The 16,698-nt window shown below is 62.3% G+C and carries 13 protein-coding genes; 7 read left to right on the top strand and 6 right to left on the bottom strand.

Annotated elements, in window-relative coordinates:
- The first annotated feature begins 11 nt into the window (after positions 1–11).
- Positions 12–3,155 carry a CusA/CzcA family heavy metal efflux RND transporter gene (locus LRS56_22925; GenBank protein WDU61638.1) on the top strand — a complete coding sequence of 1,048 codons (3,144 nt, stop codon included), beginning with the start codon at positions 12–14 and terminating at the stop codon, positions 3,153–3,155.
- 17 nt (positions 3,156–3,172) lie between these two features.
- Here LRS56_22925 and LRS56_22920 read toward each other — a convergent pair whose 3' ends face one another.
- The 3 genes from LRS56_22920 to LRS56_22910 all read right to left on the bottom strand — a co-directional run bounded on the left by LRS56_22920 (position 3,173) and on the right by LRS56_22910 (position 6,892).
- Positions 3,173–4,558 (bottom strand): heavy metal sensor histidine kinase, encoded by a 1,386-nt coding sequence (locus LRS56_22920; protein ID WDU61637.1) that lies wholly within the window; start codon positions 4,556–4,558, stop codon positions 3,173–3,175.
- A complete protein-coding gene (locus LRS56_22915; GenBank protein ID WDU61636.1) occupies positions 4,555–5,229 on the bottom strand; it encodes a heavy metal response regulator transcription factor in 675 nt (224 codons plus the stop codon). The genes LRS56_22920 and LRS56_22915 overlap by 4 nt, the downstream gene beginning before the upstream one ends.
- A 343-nt stretch (positions 5,230–5,572) precedes the next feature.
- Entirely contained in the window at positions 5,573–6,892 is a 1,320-nt protein-coding gene (locus LRS56_22910; GenBank protein WDU61635.1) for an OprD family porin, read from the bottom strand.
- Between the two features lie 224 nt (positions 6,893–7,116).
- On the opposite strand from LRS56_22910, the gene LRS56_22905 reads away from it, so the two are divergent.
- The 3 genes from LRS56_22905 to LRS56_22895 all read left to right on the top strand — a co-directional run bounded on the left by LRS56_22905 (position 7,117) and on the right by LRS56_22895 (position 9,520).
- Positions 7,117–7,449 carry a DUF2790 domain-containing protein gene (locus tag LRS56_22905; protein WDU61634.1) on the top strand — a complete coding sequence of 111 codons (333 nt, stop codon included), beginning with the start codon at positions 7,117–7,119 and terminating at the stop codon, positions 7,447–7,449.
- Between the two features lie 106 nt (positions 7,450–7,555).
- Positions 7,556–8,872: a methyl-accepting chemotaxis protein gene (locus LRS56_22900; protein WDU61633.1), complete on the top strand. Its 1,317-nt coding sequence runs from the start codon at positions 7,556–7,558 to the stop codon at positions 8,870–8,872.
- 60 nt (positions 8,873–8,932) lie between these two features.
- Positions 8,933–9,520 carry a flavin reductase family protein gene (locus LRS56_22895; protein ID WDU61632.1) on the top strand — a complete coding sequence of 196 codons (588 nt, stop codon included), beginning with the start codon at positions 8,933–8,935 and terminating at the stop codon, positions 9,518–9,520.
- A 3-nt stretch (positions 9,521–9,523) separates the two neighbouring features.
- Here the strand turns inward: LRS56_22895 and LRS56_22890 are convergent, their stop codons facing one another.
- Positions 9,524–10,408, bottom strand: coding sequence for a LysR family transcriptional regulator (locus tag LRS56_22890; protein WDU61631.1), 885 nt, complete (start codon positions 10,406–10,408; stop codon positions 9,524–9,526).
- Positions 10,409–10,530: 122 nt separating this feature from the next.
- Between LRS56_22890 and LRS56_22885 the strand changes: the two genes are divergently transcribed.
- A complete protein-coding gene (locus tag LRS56_22885; protein ID WDU65801.1) occupies positions 10,531–11,868 on the top strand; it encodes an MFS transporter in 1,338 nt (445 codons plus the stop codon).
- Here the strand turns inward: LRS56_22885 and LRS56_22880 are convergent.
- On the bottom strand, positions 11,845–12,666 hold the full coding sequence (locus LRS56_22880) for an AraC family transcriptional regulator (GenBank protein WDU61630.1): 822 nt from the start codon (positions 12,664–12,666) through the stop codon (positions 11,845–11,847). The genes LRS56_22885 and LRS56_22880 overlap by 24 nt on opposite strands.
- Before the next feature lie 137 nt (positions 12,667–12,803).
- Between LRS56_22880 and LRS56_22875 the strand changes: the two genes are divergently transcribed.
- Both LRS56_22875 and ddlA read left to right on the top strand, forming a co-directional pair.
- A complete protein-coding gene (locus LRS56_22875) occupies positions 12,804–13,442 on the top strand; it encodes a LysE family transporter (GenBank protein WDU61629.1) in 639 nt (212 codons plus the stop codon).
- A gap of 44 nt (positions 13,443–13,486) precedes the next feature.
- Positions 13,487–14,581, top strand: coding sequence for a D-alanine--D-alanine ligase (gene ddlA, locus LRS56_22870; GenBank protein ID WDU61628.1), 1,095 nt, complete (start codon positions 13,487–13,489; stop codon positions 14,579–14,581).
- A gap of 245 nt (positions 14,582–14,826) precedes the next feature.
- Here ddlA and LRS56_22865 read toward each other — a convergent pair whose 3' ends face one another.
- Positions 14,827–16,656 carry a gamma-glutamyltransferase family protein gene (locus LRS56_22865; GenBank protein ID WDU61627.1) on the bottom strand — a complete coding sequence of 610 codons (1,830 nt, stop codon included), beginning with the start codon at positions 16,654–16,656 and terminating at the stop codon, positions 14,827–14,829.
- Positions 16,657–16,698 lie beyond the last annotated feature (42 nt).

The following is a 16,698-nucleotide window of genomic DNA, read 5'->3' as shown; positions in this document are numbered from 1 at the left end:
AGTGATTCCCCATGTTTGAGCGCCTTATCCAATTCGCCATCGAGCAGCGCATCATCGTGCTGCTGGCGGTGCTGCTGATGGCCGGTGTCGGCATCGCCAGCTATCAGAAATTGCCCATCGACGCAGTGCCCGACATCACCAATGTGCAGGTGCAGATCAACTCGTCGGCGGCCGGTTTTTCGCCGCTGGAAACCGAGCAGCGCATCACCTTTCCCATCGAGACCGCCATGGCCGGTTTGCCGGGCATGCAGCAGACGCGTTCGCTGTCGCGCTCCGGCTTGTCCCAGGTCACAGTGATTTTCAAGGACGGCACCGACCTGTTCTTTGCTCGCCAACTGGTCAACGAGCGCCTGCAAGTGGCGCGTGACCAATTGCCCGTCGGCATCGACACGCAGATGGGGCCGATCTCCACCGGCCTGGGGGAGATTTTCCTGTGGACCGTGGAAGCCAAAGAGGGCGCACTCAAGGAAGATGGCACGGCCTACACCCCGACGGACCTGCGGGTGATCCAGGACTGGATCATCAAGCCGCAACTGCGCAACGTGCCGGGCGTGGCCGAGATCAACACCATCGGTGGGTTCGCCAAGGAGTACCAAATAGCCCCCGACCCCAAGCGTCTGGCGGCCTACAACCTGACCCTGACGGACCTGGTGACCGCGCTTGAGCGCAACAATGCCAACGTCGGTGCGGGCTATATCGAACGCAGCGGCGAACAGCTGCTGATCCGTGCGCCGGGGCAAGTGGCGTCGATTGATGATATCGCCAACATCGTCATCACCAGCGCAGATGGCACACCGATTCGCGTGCGTAATGTGGCGCAGGTTGAAATCGGCCGTGAGTTGCGCACCGGTGCCGCCACCGAAAACGGCCGCGAAGTGGTGCTGGGCACGGTGTTTATGTTGATCGGCGAAAACAGTCGCACCGTGTCCCAGGCGGTGGCGAAAAAACTCGAGATCATCAATCGCACACTGCCCGAAGGTGTGGTGGCCGTCACGGTGTATGACCGCACCAATCTTGTTGAAAAGGCCATCGCCACCGTCAAGAAAAACCTCTTTGAAGGGGCGCTGCTGGTGGTCGCGGTGCTGTTCCTGTTCCTGGGCAATATCCGTGCGGCGCTGATCACCGCGATGGTGATCCCGCTGGCGATGCTGTTTACCTTTACCGGGATGTTCACCAACCGCGTCAGCGCCAACCTGATGAGCCTCGGCGCGCTGGATTTCGGCATCATCGTCGACGGTGCGGTGGTGATTGTCGAAAACGCGATCCGCCGCCTGGCGCATGCCCAGCAGCGTCACGGCCGCTTGCTGACCCGCAGCGAGCGCCTGCATGAAGTGTTCGCCGCCGCCAAGGAAGCACGCCGTGCGCTGATCTTCGGGCAACTGATCATCATGGTGGTGTACCTGCCGATTTTCGCCCTCACCGGGGTGGCCGGGAAGATGTTCCACCCCATGGCCTTCACCGTGGTGATCGCCTTGCTGGGTGCGATGATTCTGTCGGTGACCTTCGTGCCGGCGGCGATTGCGCTGTTCGTTACCGGCAAGGTCAAGGAAGAAGAAAACCTGGTGATGCGCACCGCACGCCGCGCCTATGCGCCGGTGCTGGACTGGGTGATGACACGCCGCCCATGGGTGTTCAGCCTGGCGGTGTTGACCATCCTCGCCTCGGGCGTGGTGGCCAGCCGCATGGGCAGCGAATTTATCCCCAGCCTCAGTGAAGGCGATTTTGCCCAGCAGGCCTTGCGCGTACCCGGCACCAGCCTCACGCAATCGGTGCAGATGCAGCAGCAGCTGGAAAAAACCTTGATGGCCGAGGTGCCGGAAATCGAGCGCGTGTTTGCCCGTACCGGCACCGCCGAAATCGCCTCCGACCCGATGCCGCCGAATATTTCCGACAGCTACGTCATGCTCAAGCCGAAGGAGCAATGGCCGGATCCGAAGAAGTCCCGCGAGACGCTGATTGCCGATATCCAGCGCGCCAGTGCGATTGTGCCGGGCAGTGCGTATGAACTGTCGCAACCGATCCAGCTGCGTTTCAACGAGCTGATTTCCGGGGTGCGCAGTGATGTTGCGGTGAAGGTGTTCGGTGATGACATGACGGTGCTCAACCGCACCGCCGGGGAAATCGCCGAGACCTTGCAAAAGCTTGCGGGCGCCTCGGAAGTGAAGGTGGAACAGACCTCCGGCCTGCCGGTGCTGACCATCAATATCGACCGTGACAAGGCGGCGCGGTTTGGCCTGAATGTCGGCGATGTGCAGGACACCATTGCCGTCGCCGTGGGTGGGCGCCAGGCCGGTACGCTGTACGAAGGTGACCGCCGTTTCGATATGGTCGTGCGTTTGTCCGACGCGTTGCGCACCGATATCGACGGCTTGTCGCGGCTGTTGATTCCGGTGCCGGCGCTGGCCGGCAATGCGGCCGGGCAGTTGGGCTTTATTGCCCTGTCCCAGATCGCCAGCCTGGACCTGGTACTCGGCCCCAACCAGATCAGCCGCGAGAACGGCAAGCGCCTGGTGATCGTCAGCGCCAACGTGCGTGGGCGGGATATCGGCTCGTTTGTGGAAGAGGCCGAGGCTGCGATTACCGCGCAGGTGAAAGTGCCGGCGGGTTACTGGACCACCTGGGGTGGCCAGTTCGAGCAGTTGAAGGAAGCCTCCGAGCGCTTGCGCATCGTGGTGCCGGTCGCCTTGCTGCTGGTGTTTGGCTTGCTGTTTATGATGTTCAACAACCTCAAGGACGGCTTGCTGGTATTTACCGGGATTCCGTTCGCGCTGACCGGTGGGATCATGGCCCTGTGGCTGCGGGATATTCCGCTGTCGATCTCGGCGGGCGTGGGTTTTATTGCGTTGTCCGGCGTGGCGGTGTTGAACGGGCTGGTGATGATCGCGTTCATCCGCAACCTGCGCGAGGAAGGGCGTTCGCTGGCGGTGGCGATCAACGAGGGCGCACTGACCCGACTGCGCCCGGTGCTGATGACCGCGCTGGTGGCTTCCCTCGGGTTTATCCCCATGGCGCTCGCCACCGGCACCGGCGCCGAAGTGCAGCGCCCGTTGGCGACGGTGGTGATCGGCGGGATTATTTCTTCTACGTTGCTGACGTTGCTGGTGTTGCCGGCGTTGTATCAGTGGGCGCATCGCAAGGAAGAGGAAAGCACCTGACACAGAAAGCCAGGCGGTCAGGGCAGGGGAAACGTCAGGCTGAAGCGCGTAAAACGGCCGGGCTGGCTGCTGACGTCGGCATGCCCCTGATGCAGGCGCATGATCGACTGCACAATGGCCAGCCCAAGGCCGGTGCCGCCTTCGGCGCGGGTGCGGCTGCTGTCGGCGCGGTAAAAGCGTTCGAACAGGTGCGGCAGGTGGTGGGCTTCGATACCTCGGCCCGGGTTACCGACCGAGAGCGACACGCGCAGGGCGTAGGTTTCCACCAGCAGCAAAACGGTGGAGCCATCAGGGGTATGGCGAATCGCGTTCGACAGTAAGTTGGAAATCGCCCGCTGGATCATCAGGCGATCGCCCGTCACCCAGGCGTCGCCGCTCAGGCTGAGCGTGACGTGTTTATCCTCGGCGCTCAGGGCGAACAGTTCCATCACCCTTCGCGCTTCCTCGCCCAGCGACACTTGGCCAAACCCGGCCCGCGCCGCGGGATGGCTGACCTGCGCCAGAAACAGCATGTCGGAGACGATACGTGACAGGCGCTCCATTTCCTCGGTGCAGGATTCGAGGCTCGCCTTGTACTCCTCCGAGGGGCGCTCGCGGGACAGAGTCACCTGGGCCTTGCCCATCAAGTTGGTCAACGGGGCGCGCAGTTCGTGGGCCAGGTCGTCGGAGAACTGCGACAGTTGCTGCACGCCGGCGTCGAGGCGATGCAGCATGAAGTTGATGCCTTCGGCCAGTTCGCCCAACTCCTTGGGCAGGTTGTCGCGTGATAAGCGGTGGGTCAGGTCCTGGGTGCTGACCTTGGCCGCCACCCGGCTGAATTGCTGGAGCGGGGCGAGCCCGCGCTGCACCAGCCACCAGGCGCCCATGCCGATCAGGATCAATAACATGGGCAGCGCGATCACCGTGGAGCGCAGGTAGGCGCTGAGCAGCGCCTCGTCATCGGAGCGGTCCAGCGACAGCAGCACGCGCACGTTTTCACCACCGCGCAAGGGCATCAGGCGCGTGGCGCTGAGGATGCGGTTGCCACGCCCGTCCGCCCAATTCAGGTAGGCCAGTGTGTTGCCGGCGGGCACGTCCATCAACAGTGGTTGCTGGGGCTTGGCGCCGACACTCAGCAGCACCGGCGCGCCGGGCGCTGTGCCGATGATGGTCAGGTAGATATTGTCGTGGCCCATCACCAGATCCAGCAGCGAGTGGGGGCGGGCGGCGATGTCGTGGGGTTTCAGGTCTTGGCCGAGGCTGTGTTCCAACTGCTCCATCTTGTTTTCCAGGCCCTTGCGCGCAAGCTTGTCCAGTTCATGGGTCAAGGCCAGGTAGGCCAGGGTCGCCAGCAGCACGACCAGGCCGGCGCCCATCAGGCTGACCGTCAGCCCCAGGCGCATCGAGAGGCTGCTGGTCCTCATTGGCGCGCCTCCAGTACATAACCCACGCCGCGAATGGTGTGGATCAGCTTGACCTCGCTCTGGTCATCGACCTTGCCGCGCAGGCGGCTGATGGACACTTCCACCACGTTGGTGTCGCAGTCGAAGTTCATGTCCCACACCAGGGATATGATTTGCGTGCGGGTCATCACCTCGCCGGCCTGGCGCATCAGCACATGCAGCAGGGCGAATTCCTTGGTGGTCAGGTCGATGCGTCGGCTGTCGCGATAGGCACGGTGCCGGCGCGGGTCCAGTTCCAGGTCCGACACACGCAGCACGTCCGGCAGCGGGATATGCTCGCTGCGCCGCAGCAGGGTGCGCACGCGGGCCAGCAGTTCGGGAAACTCGAAGGGTTTGACCAGGTAATCATCGGCGCCCATGTCCAGGCCCTTGATCTTGTCGGCCAGCCGGCCGCGGGCGGTCAGCATCATCACGCGCTGGTTGCCGTCGCGGCGCAATTGTTCCAGCACTTCCCAACCGTCGGTGTTGGGCAAATTCACGTCGAGGATTACCAGCTCATAGGTGTGCTGCCTGGCCAGGTGCAGGCCATCGATGCCGCTGGCGGCGCAGTCGACGACGTAACCACTTTCGGTCAGGCCTTGCTGCAAGTAGTCGGCGGTTTTCTGCTCGTCCTCAACCACAAGGATACGCATAGGGAATTACCTTCAAGGGAAACGAAACGGGCATGACCTCATAGAGGCATTAAGTAGGCTTTAGGACTTTTCTGGGCGCTGGACTCTGAACGCTGAAGTCGCTTCAGGGTCAAGCCGGGTGCGGCGATTAGCCGCTGAATCGGTGCACAAAAAAAACGCCCCATGCGGGGCGTAAAAATCATCTCTGTTCCAAAGGAGCTATACAAAAGCCGCAGAGATGAGTTGTGTTCGACACGCAGTATAAAAGTGCAACTTAACGTGAACGTGAGGCCAATATTACAGTTCTGAAAGACTTGAACGTGTGAACAGGTGTAGCGGAACGGCAAGTGAATGTAAGCGCGACTTAAAGAATCGCCAGTGGGTATTCGATAATGACTCGAACTTCTTCAAGGTCGGATTCAAATGAACTTGAGCGCACGCTCGCCTGGCGAAGTCGCAATGACAGGTCTTTCAAGTTACCGCCCTGCACCACATATTTGGCTTCGATATCCCGCTCCCAGCGGCGTTGATCGGTAAGCGGATCGCCGGCGCCATCGCGGCGCATATACACCGCGTTGGCATTGCTGTAATCGGCGCCGGTGCCCTTGCCGTAGCGGGCCATGAAAGACAGGCCGGGAATGCCGAATGGCTGCATGTCGAGGTCGTAGCGCAGCATCCACGAGCGCTCCTTGGGGGAGTTGAAGTCGCTGTACTGGATCGAGTTATTGAGGAAGATCGAGTCCGATTGGCGCAGGTAATCGAAGTCGTCATCGCCGTTGTTGCGCTGGTGCGACACGGCCAGGCTGTGGGCGCCGACTTTTACCCCGACTCTGGCGCTCCAGATGTTGTTATCGAACTCGCCCAGCAGCTTTTTGCCTTCGTCCACGGCCTTGTAGTAGTTGAAATCGCCGAACAGGGAGATGTCGTCGTTCAGCGGGTAACTGGCGGCGCTGCCGAAGTAGTATTGGTCCCAGGCGTCCTTCAGGCGGCTGCTGTACAGGCTCACACTGAGGTGTTTATTCACGGTGTAGTCGCCGCCGAAATAGCTAACCCAGGGCGAGTCGACCTTGCCTGCATAGAAGGTCGCAAAGCCTTTGTTCATGCCGCTTTCAGTGGGTTGGCTCATGCCGCTCAGGCGTCCGCCCTGCAGGCTCAGGCCCTCAACGCTGGTGTTCTGCAAGGTGACGCCGCGAAAGCTTTCCGGCAGTACGCGCGAATCGCCGTACGCCACCACGGGCGTGACCGGGAACACGTCCCCGGCCTTGATCACGGTGTCCAATACACGCAGTTTCGCCGCGCCGCCGACTTTGCTGTAGCTGCTTTCGGGATGGTTGTCGCTGTCCACCGGCAGCACACCGAACGAGCCCTTGCCGCCGCTGCGGCCGGTGCCGGAGTCGAGTTTCAGACCATACATGGCAAACGCATCCAGGCCAAACCCCACGGTGCCTTGGGTGAAGCCGGATTCGAACTTGCCGATCAACCCCTGCGCCCAGGCTTCGGAATAGCCATTGCCGGTAGGGCTGGACTGGCCCTTGCGGTCATCGCGGTTGAAGTAAAAGTTGCGCGCCAGCACGTTCACGCTGCTGCCTTCGATAAAGCCTTCGGGCTTGTCCTCCACCGCCACGGCTGCCAGGGGCAGTGCGACCAGCAATGAAAAGGGAAGGGTGTAGTAAGCAATGCTCATGTTTCGCTCCTCGGTATTGGCAGTTATCAGCTCTTATAGAGGTGGGCGTTCTTATTGATCTGGCCCGGGCTGATAGTTGCAAACGGCGGATAACGAATGGGTGGCGTGAACATTACAATTCTGGAAGCTCAGGGCCACCTAACAAATAAGTAATGTTCCAGTGACGCTGGCGTCAGGGTTGGTTTATTAGTCTCGTGACTCAACTTTCAGATGAGGAACTTGTGATGAACTTCTATAACGTTGGCCTGGGTGTGTTCGCGGCAATCTTGTCATTCGGCGCAATGGCGGAAGGTGGCGGGGATCGCACGTTTGCACTGATGATGGAGCGCAATGAAAAGGCCATGCAGGCTTACGCCCAAAGAAACGGCAAACCCGCGCCCGAGGTGCAGGCGTATCGCTATGGCATGAGCCTGGACATTGCCAAGGTGGTTAACGTGACGCCGCCGATCAAGTCGTGCCAAGCAGTGCCCTCGCGCATGACCTATGAAGACTCCAGCGGCAAGCTCACTACCTTGGAGTATCAAGTGATGGGCATATGCCGAAACAATGGTAGTTAATGGATCCAAAAAAACAGCTGGGCGCGGTGCACAAAAGCACTTCAGAAAATGCCGGCAGCGCCGATGCAGGTCAGATCATATCTCCCCAAATGACCATCGGTGCCCAATGTTCAACACCCGTTTGAAGCAGGAGCTGTCGGCTCTTCGCGAAGAATTGTCCAGCTTGCAACAGGTTAAGGAGAGCCTGGAAAGCGAAATGCTGTGCCTCACGCTGGACGCCGAAGGCCGTGTGGAATGGGCTAACGCCAACTTCCTGGAGGAACTGGTCTACCAGAGCGGTCAGATCCTGGGCCGGGCGATTGAAGACCTGGTGCCGGCGCACGTGCGCAAGGATGAGTTCCAGCAACGCTTCAAGAATGCCCTGGTGCGCGGTGAACACTTCGCCGGCACCGTGCGCCTGATGCGCGGCAATGGCAAGGAAGCATGGCTGCGCTCGATCGTGCAGCCGGTGCGCAGTTCGGGCGGGCGCATCAAACATTTTTCGATTTACTCCAGCGACCTCACCCGCACCATCGAAGCCTCCCGCGAGCATGAAAACCTGATCACCGCGCTGGTGCGTTCCACGGCTGTGATCGAGTTCGACCTGGGCGGGCACGTGCTCACCGCGAACGACCGCTTCCTCGGCGGCATGGGGTACAGCCTGGCGCAGATCCAGGGCAAACATCACCGCATGTTCTGCGCGCCGGAGGAATACAACAGCGCCGAATACCAGCATTTCTGGCAGCGTTTGAACGCCGGTGAGTTTGTCGCAGCGCGTTTCAAACGGGTCGACAGCCATGGCCGCACCGTGTGGCTGGAGGCCACCTACAACCCGGTGATGGATGCCAATGATCGGTTGTACAAAGTGGTCAAGTTCGCCACGGTGATCACCGACCAGGTCAACCAGGAACAGGCCGTCGCCGAGGCCGCCAACATTGCCTACAGCACCTCGTTGCAAACCGACAGCAGCGCCCAGCGCGGCACCACCGTGGTGACACAGGCCGTGGATGTAATGCGTGACCTGGCCCAGCACATGCAACAGGCCGGCGATGGCATCGAAGCGCTGAATGCTCAATCCCAGGTGATCGGTAGCATCGTCAAGACCATCAGCGGCATCGCCGAGCAGACCAACTTGCTGGCGCTCAATGCTGCCATTGAAGCGGCGCGTGCCGGTGAGCAAGGGCGGGGTTTTGCGGTGGTGGCTGATGAGGTGCGCCAGCTGGCGTCACGTACCAGCAAAGCCACCGAGGAAATTGTCGGCGTGGTGCGTCAGAACCAGGACATGGCTCGCGATGCGGTGAGCCTGATGAACGACGGCCGCCTGCAGGCGGAGCAGGGGCTGGCGCTGGCGGCGGAAGCCGGCACGGTGATCGTGGAGATTCAGGACGGCGCGCAGAAGGTGGTCAGCGCAGTAGGGCAGTTCGCCAACCAGCTGTCGAGCTGATCCGTAGGGCTTGTGCTTGAGGTATCGTAGGTTTTTTCCCGTTTGAAGAGCCGATCCTCCATGAGCCCTACCCACCGTCGCCCCGTTCCGTTATCCAAAGCTTACCGCTTGCTCAACCATGGGCCTACGGTGCTGGTGAGTGCGGCCCATAACGGCCAGCGCAATATCATGGCCGCCGCGTGGGCCATGCCACTGGATTTCGAGCCGCCCAAAGTCGCTGTCGTGCTGGACAAGGCCACCTGGACCCGCCAACTGCTGGAAGGCGCCGGCACTTTCGTGCTGCAGGTGCCCTGCGTGGCCCAGGCGGATCTGGTGCAGACGGTCGGCAACATCACCGGCTCCGAAACCGACAAATTCGCCGCCTACGGCCTGCAAACCTTCACCGGTGAACACACCGAAGCGCCCCTGCTCGAAGGTTGCGTCGCCTGGCTGGAGTGCCGCCTGTTGCCGGAGCCGCACAACCAACAAACCTACGATCTATTCCTCGGTGAAGTGGTCGCGGCCTATGCCGACGAGCGCGTGTTCAGCGACGGGCACTGGCATTTCGAAGGTCATGATGAGTTGCGCACCTTGCACCATGTGGCGGGTGGGCATTTCCTGGTGATCGGAGATCAACTGCAAGCTTCAAGCTTGAAGCCGCACGCTTGAAGCTCACCACTGCGCTCGCCCGAGCGCTTCGGCAAACGCCATCAACTTGGGCGAATACTGCCGTGACGGCGGATAGACCAGCGAAATAGCCCGGCTGCGGCCGGCAAATGCCTCCAGTAGCGGCACCAGGCGCCCAGCCGCGAGGTCGTCGCGTACGGCAAAGTCCATTACTTGGGCGATGCCGAACCCCCCTACGGCGGCGTCCACCATCGCGTCGCCGATATCAAAGATCAGCCGCCCCGCCACACTCACGTCCTGCACCTTGGCGCCCCGCATGAATTGCCAATCCACCAGGCGGCCGTTGCGCAAATTGCGCACGGTAATGCAGTTGTGGTCCTTGAGTTCTTCAATGCTCTGCGGCGTGCCGAACCGCGCCAGGTAAGCGGGGGAGGCGACCGTGACCCAGCGCAGCGGCGCCAGCGATCGGGCGATCAGGCGTTGGTCCTGGATTTCGCCGGTGCGCAGCAGGGCGTCGAAGCCCTCGTCGACGATATCCACCAGGCGGTCGGTCATCACCGCTTCGATGTGCAACTCGGGGTAGCGCAAGGTTAACTCGCCGATCACCGGCATCACCACCTTGCGTCCGAACAGCGATGGCGTGCTGATCTTCAGCAGGCCGCAGGGGGTGGCGCGGCGGTCGAGCATCAGCTTCTCGGTCTCGGCCAGTTCGGCCAGCAAAGGCGCGCTGCGCTCGTACAGCATCTGCCCGTCGGGTGTGAGGCTGACGCTGCGGGTATTGCGTTGCAGCAGGCGCACGCCCAGCTGGGTTTCCAGGCGGGAGATGGCGCGGGATAAGCCGGATTGGGTCAGTCCCAGGTCACCGGCCGCCCGGGTGAAGCTGCGGGCGTCGGCCACGCGGACCAGCAGACGAACAGCGTTCAGATCCATGATTTAAGTCATTACTGAAAGAGTAGTAGGGCTATTTATCATCTAGTCAGCATAAAAGACACTGGCGTTCTCTCATTTTCGGACAGGACGCTGTGATGTCTCCCTCTCGACCCTCAGGCTGGATGCTGATGCTGCTGGCCACGGCGCAACTGATCATCGCCCTGGATGCGACCATCGTGTTTGTGGCTTTACCGCAGATCGGCGCGCACCTGGATTTCTCTGCCCAGCAATTGCAGTGGGTGGTGAGTGCCTACAGCGTGGCATTCGGCGGCTTTCTGTTGCTGGGCGGCAGGGCCACGGATCTGCTCGGCAAGCGCCGTTTGTACCGGGTTGGCCAGTCGCTGTATGCGTTGGCCTCCCTGGCGGCGGTGCTCGGCGGCAGCGCGGTGTTGCTGGTATTGGCGCGGGCGGTGCAAGGCGTGGGCGGGGCGCTGTTGTTCCCGGCGACGCTGGCATTGATCAACACCCACTATGCCGAAGGCCCGGCACGTAACCGGGCGTTTGCCGTGTGGAGCGCGGCGTCGGCGGCCGGCCTGGCACTGGGTGCATTGCTGGGCGGTGTGTTGACCCAGGCGTGGGGCTGGGAGGCGGTGTTCCTGGTGAATGTACCGTTGGCGGGGGGCTGTGCCTGGGCGGCGCGTTACTGGATTCCGGCCGATGGCGAGCGTGCGCGCGGGCGCAACTTCGATATCAGCGGCGCGCTGAGCGTGACCGTTGGCGGCACCTTGCTGGTGTTTTCCTTGGTCCAGGGACCGGAGTGGGGCTGGACTGCGCCGCTGACATTGGGCTGCATCGCCCTGGCCGTGATGCTGCTCGGGCTGTTCGCCTGGATCGAACATCGCGGCCGCGACCCGCTGATGCCGCTGCGTTTGTTCGCCTACCGCGAGTTGCGGATGGCCATGGTGCTGACGGCAATATTCATGAGCAGCTTTGGCGTGCAGTACTACTTTCTGGCGCTGTACTACCAGCAGGTCTACGGCTACAGCGTGTTGCAGGCCGGGTTGGCGTTTTTGCCGGCGACCCTGGTGTGCACGTTCGGTATCTGGTTGGCGGAGCGCTCGCTGGTCAAGTTGGGGCTGCGCAATACCCTGGTCAGCGGGCAACTGGCGGGCGCAGTGGGCATTGCGCTGGTGTGCTGGGCGTTGCCAACCGGCGTGGGGTTCTGGTCGCTGCTGCCGGGAATTTTCATCTTGAGCATCGGCCAGGGCATGACCTGGACGGCGATGTGGGTGGCGGCGGGGTTGGGCATTCGGCCAGGCGAGCAGGGCGTGGCGGCGGGCATGGCGTCTACCAGCCAGCAGATTGGCGGGGCGCTGGGCCTGGCGGTGCTGGTGTCGGTGGCCAATGCCGGCGGGATCGAACTGGCATTGTGGTGGAGCGCCGCGATTGCTTTGGCCGGTGCCGTGCTGGCGCTACGCCTACGGCAGTCGTGCGGGCTACCCGTGTTGGACCCGGCCTGACATCTTCACCCAACGCGACGGCGGCATGCCGTAGGTGCTGCGAAATTGCCGGGTCATATGGCTCTGGTCGGTGAAACCTGCGGTCAGTGCCGCGTCCACCAAGGATTGGCCCTGTGCCAGCAGGCTGCGCACCAGGTCCAGGCGGCGCATGGTCAGGTAGCGGTAGGGGCTGGTGCCGAACAACAAGCGAAAATCCCGCGACAACGCCCAGCGGTCACGGCCGCAGTGGTCGGCCATTTCATCCAGGGTGATGCTGCGGCCCAGGGCGCTGTGGATAAATTCGCGGGCGCGCTCGGCGGCGACGTAGTCGAAGGATTTGCGGCTGATGATCGCCCCCGATGCGGCGTTCAGCGCTTGGGCCAGGTCGAACAGCGCGTCCTGCTCCTGCATCGGATCAATCGGGCAGTCCAGGCTTTGCAGCAAGACCTCGCTGGCGCGAAACAGTCGAGGGTCCGTCGACAGCCCGTTGTGGATAAACGGCAGCGGCTTGCCGCCGAGAATCTGCTGGATCAGTGCCGGTTCCACATAAATCATGCGGTACTTGAAACCCTCCACGCTGCTGGCGCGGCCGTCGTGGCTTTCATCGGGATGAATCACCATGGTTGCGCCGGGCATGCTGTGGGTCATGCAGCCGCGGTAGTGATAGCTCTGCACGCCAAATAACGTGCGCCCGATGGCGTAGGTGTCATGGCGATGCGGGTCGAACGCGTAGCCGGCAAAGTACGCCTCGATACGGTCCAGGCCGCTGGCGTGGGGCGCGCGGTGCAGCCAGTCGAGGGGGGAAATGGGATGGCCCATGGTGGCTTGTCACATGTGAAGGTGGAAATACGTTAACCGAGTCTGCATCCCGTGTCTGCCGAGGTCTTGTACGATTGTGCAGGTTGAAGGCGAAGCCTATGATCGGTGTTCGTGCCTTGCGCTGATGGAGCTGCCTCATGGACTTTCTCAACCCCGCCTATGTGGCGCCGCTGGTCTCGCTGGCCCTGCTGTGGACGGTGGCGGTGGTGACGCCCGGCCCCAACTTCTTCAACACCGCGCAATTGGCCGCCAGCGTTTCGCGCCGTCACGGCGTGATGGCATCGGCGGGCGTGGCCACCGGTACCATCATCTGGGGGCTGGCGGGTGGCCTGGGCATCAAGTCGCTGTTTACCGCCGCGCCGATGTTGTACCTGGCGTTCAAGATCATCGGCGGCTGCTACCTGATCTATCTGGGGCTTAAATTGTTCAAGCGTTCGGCACCCGCTGCGGGCCAGGCCGTGTTGCCCGATGAGCCGCGACGCTCGTTATTCTCCGCTTGGCGCTTCGGGTTGTTGGGCAACCTGTCCAACCCCAAGGCGGCGCTGTTCGTCGCCACGGCCTTCGCCTCGACCATGCCGCCGTCACCGTCGCCGGCATTGCTGAGCCTGGCGGTGATCACCATGGCCACTTTGTCGTTCAGCTGGTATTCCAGCGTGGCCCTGGTGTTTTCCAGCGAGCGCATGGCCAACCTCTACAGCCGCTCGCGCAAATGGCTCGATCGTTTTGCCGGTGGTTGCTACCTGTTGTTCGGTGCACATCTGGTGGCGAATCGCTGACGGCTCATGGTAAGAAGCCTTACTTTCAACAGTGAGGCCGGGTCATGAGCAAGGTGCGGGTAGGTATTATTTTTGGTGGCCGTTCGGCCGAGCACGAAGTCTCGTTGCAGTCGGCGCGCAATATCGTCGATGCACTGGACCGCTCGCGCTTCGAGCCGGTGCTGATCGGCATCGACAAGGCCGGCCACTGGCACCTCAACGACACGTCGAACTACCTGATCAACCAGGAAAACCCGGCCCTGATTGCGCTGAATCAATCCAACCGCGAATTGGCGGTGGTGCCCGGCAAAGCCAGCCAGCAAGTGGTAGAAACCGCAGGCAGCGGCCTGCTGGAACATATTGATGTGATCTTCCCCATCGTCCACGGCACCCTCGGCGAAGACGGCTGCCTGCAAGGTTTGCTGCGCATGGCGGATCTGCCGTTTGTGGGCTCGGATGTGCTGGGCTCGGCAGTCTGCATGGACAAGGACATCAGCAAACGCCTGTTGCGCGATGCCGGTATTGCCGTGGCGCCGTTCATCACCCTGACCCGTCGCAACGCGGCGCGCACCTCCTTCGATACGGCGGTGAGCACCCTCGGCCTGCCGCTGTTCGTCAAGCCCGCCAACCAGGGTTCCTCGGTGGGCGTGAGCAAGGTCGGCAATGAAGCCGAATATCGCGCTGCCGTGGAATTGGCCCTGGGTTTTGATGAAAAAGTGCTGGTGGAGTCCGCCGTCCAAGGCCGTGAAATCGAATGCGCCGTGCTGGGTAACGAAAACCCCATCGCCAGCGGTTGCGGCGAGATCGTGGTGAGCAGCGGCTTCTATTCCTACGACAGCAAATACATCGACGACCAGGCCGCCCAGGTGGTGGTGCCGGCGGCTATCAGCCAGGCTGCCAGCGAGCGCATTCGCCGCCTCGCCATCGACGCCTTTGAAGTGCTGGGTTGCGCCGGCCTGGCACGGGTCGACGTGTTCCTCACCGACGACGGTGAAGTGCTGATCAACGAAGTCAACTCACTGCCGGGTTTCACCCGCATCAGCATGTACCCCAAGCTGTGGCAGGCGGCGGGGATGAGCTACAGCGAATTGGTGAGCCGCCTGATTGAGCTGGCGCTGGAGCGGCATGCGGCGCGCAAGGGGCTGAAGATCACCCGCTGAAAGGCTCATGCCTTGAAGCGAACCGTTGTGGCGAGGGAGCTTGCTCCCGTTGGCTTGACGCGCTCTTTCAGGAAAAACTCAGTGGCTGGTTTTGGGGCTGCTGTGCAGCCCAACGGGAGCAAGCTCCTCGCCACAAAGGAGCGGTTCGTTCGTCAGGCTTTATGAGCAATCCACGAATAGAGTAAGTGCACGCCTCACATCGAACGGAAACCATGGTCGACGCCGAGAGTGTCTGCCTGTTGCACTCAATCGCCGAGCGCTTCGCCTTCACGCCTCGGGTCGGCGCCGCCGCTGAGCGCTACCTTACCCTGAGCATTGCGCGTGCGAACGATGGCCTGGATGCCGCTGGTCATGTCGATCTCGCTCAGCGCATGGCCCTTGTCCCTCAGCGCCTGTTTCAACGCGGGGCTGAACAGGCCCGCTTCCAGCTCGGTAGCGCCATTGCGGCTGCCGAAATTGGGCAGGCTGATGGCGGCTTGCGGGGCCAGGTTCCAGTCCAGCATCGCCACCAGGGATTTGCTCACGTACTCGATGATCTGCGAGCCACCCGGCGAGCCCACTGTGGCCAGTAGCCCACCACTTTTGCGGTCGAATACCAGGGTCGGCGCCATGGCCGATCGCGGGCGTTTGCCGGGCTCGACGCGGTTGGCAACCGGCTGGCCATGTTCTTCGGGGATGAACGAGAAGTCAGTCATCTGGTTGTTCAGCAAAAAGCCCTGGACCATCACATGGGAACCGAATGCGGCTTCCACCGTGGTGGTCATCGACACGGCGCCCCCCAGATCATCCACGGCCACCACCTGCGAAGTCGAGATACGCAGCGGCGAGCGGTCCGGCGCGTAGGCCACCTGGATGCCTGCCGGCGTACCCGGTTGGGCGATGCCCATGCTGCGCTCGCCGATCAGTGCGGCGCGGCTGGCCAGGTAATCCGGGGCGACGAGACCGGCGACCGGCACTGGCACAAAGTCGGCGTCGGCCACGTATAAACCACGGTCGGCAAAGGCCAGGCGCCCGGCCTCGGCCATCAGGTGCACGGCTTCGGGTGTCGGCTCTAGGCCGGCGGCTGTGGCGCTTTTTACGGGTTTCATCGGCGCGATGGCCAAGCCTGGGTTGCTGGCTTCCAGCGCCTGCAAGGTGCCGAGGATCTGCGCCACGGCAATCGCGCCCGACGACGGCGGCGGCATGCCACACACCTTCCATTGCTTGTAGTCGGTGCACAGCGGCGTGCGCTGTTTGGCGGTGTAGCCCTTGAGGTCCGCCTGCGACAGGCTGCCCGCATTGCGATTGCCCTGTACCTTGCGTGCGATCTCATCGGCAATCGGCCCGTGGTACAGCGCGTCCGGGCCCTCTTTGGCGATGCGCTTGAACACGGCGGCCAGCGCCGGGTTTTTCAGCAACGTGCCGGTGGCCTTGGGTGTGCCGTCGGCATTCAGAAAATAAGCCGCCATTTCCGGGGATTGAGGGATGTAGCGGTCAGCCGCGATCAGCGCATGCAGGCGCGGGGAAATCGCGAAGCCTTGCTCCGACAAACGAATCGCCGGCTCAAACAGCTTGGCCCATTGCAGGTGCCCGTTCTGTTTGTGCGCCATCTCCAGCGCACGCAATACGCCTGGCGTGCCGACCGAGCGCCCGCCAATCTGCGCCTCGGGAAACGCCATCGGCGTGCCGTCCGCTTTAAGAAACAAGCGCTCAGTCGCCCCGGCCGGTGCCGTTTCGCGGCCGTCATAGGCGTGCACGGTGTTGCCATCCCACAGCATGATAAACGCGCCGCCGCCGATGCCCGAAGACTGGGGCTCCACCAGGGTCAACACCGCCTGCATCGCAATCGCTGCGTCAATTGCCGAACCGCCCTGGCGCAACATCTCACGGCCGGCTTCGGCCGCCAGCGGGTTGGCGGCGGCGGCCATATGGCGTTCGGCGTGGCGGGTGGCGAGGTCGGTGCGATAGCCCGAACCCAACTCCGGTGCCGGAGGTTGTTCGTTGACGGGGGTGTGGCAGGCAGCCAGGGCGAGGGCCGCAGCAAGCATCGACAGTTGACGGCAAGAAATCGAAAACACGCGCTGAACTCCGTTCATTTTGAGAATGATCTGTTGTCCTTGGGTTACTGCTTTTTACAG

It is taken from the genome of Pseudomonas poae, assembly GCA_028869255.1.
GTDB lineage: Bacteria > Pseudomonadota > Gammaproteobacteria > Pseudomonadales > Pseudomonadaceae > Aquipseudomonas > Aquipseudomonas poae_C.
This window is presented reverse-complemented; position numbering and strand designations above follow the sequence as displayed.

Excerpts from the sequence above, each read along its gene's own strand:
- LRS56_22925 (WDU61638.1), top strand. The coding sequence starts at position 12 with ATGTTTGAGCGCCTTATCCAATTCGCCATCGAGCAGCGCATCATCGTG.
- LRS56_22920 (WDU61637.1), bottom strand. The coding sequence starts at position 4,558 with ATGAGGACCAGCAGCCTCTCGATGCGCCTGGGGCTGACGGTCAGCCTG.
- LRS56_22915 (WDU61636.1), bottom strand. The coding sequence starts at position 5,229 with ATGCGTATCCTTGTGGTTGAGGACGAGCAGAAAACCGCCGACTACTTG.
- LRS56_22910 (WDU61635.1), bottom strand. The coding sequence starts at position 6,892 with ATGAGCATTGCTTACTACACCCTTCCCTTTTCATTGCTGGTCGCACTG.
- LRS56_22905 (WDU61634.1), top strand. The coding sequence starts at position 7,117 with ATGAACTTCTATAACGTTGGCCTGGGTGTGTTCGCGGCAATCTTGTCA.
- LRS56_22900 (WDU61633.1), top strand. The coding sequence starts at position 7,556 with ATGTTCAACACCCGTTTGAAGCAGGAGCTGTCGGCTCTTCGCGAAGAA.
- LRS56_22895 (WDU61632.1), top strand. The coding sequence starts at position 8,933 with ATGAGCCCTACCCACCGTCGCCCCGTTCCGTTATCCAAAGCTTACCGC.
- LRS56_22890 (WDU61631.1), bottom strand. The coding sequence starts at position 10,408 with ATGGATCTGAACGCTGTTCGTCTGCTGGTCCGCGTGGCCGACGCCCGC.
- LRS56_22885 (WDU65801.1), top strand. The coding sequence starts at position 10,531 with ATGCTGATGCTGCTGGCCACGGCGCAACTGATCATCGCCCTGGATGCG.
- LRS56_22880 (WDU61630.1), bottom strand. The coding sequence starts at position 12,666 with ATGGGCCATCCCATTTCCCCCCTCGACTGGCTGCACCGCGCGCCCCAC.
- LRS56_22875 (WDU61629.1), top strand. The coding sequence starts at position 12,804 with ATGGACTTTCTCAACCCCGCCTATGTGGCGCCGCTGGTCTCGCTGGCC.
- ddlA (WDU61628.1), top strand. The coding sequence starts at position 13,487 with ATGAGCAAGGTGCGGGTAGGTATTATTTTTGGTGGCCGTTCGGCCGAG.
- LRS56_22865 (WDU61627.1), bottom strand. The coding sequence starts at position 16,656 with ATGAACGGAGTTCAGCGCGTGTTTTCGATTTCTTGCCGTCAACTGTCG.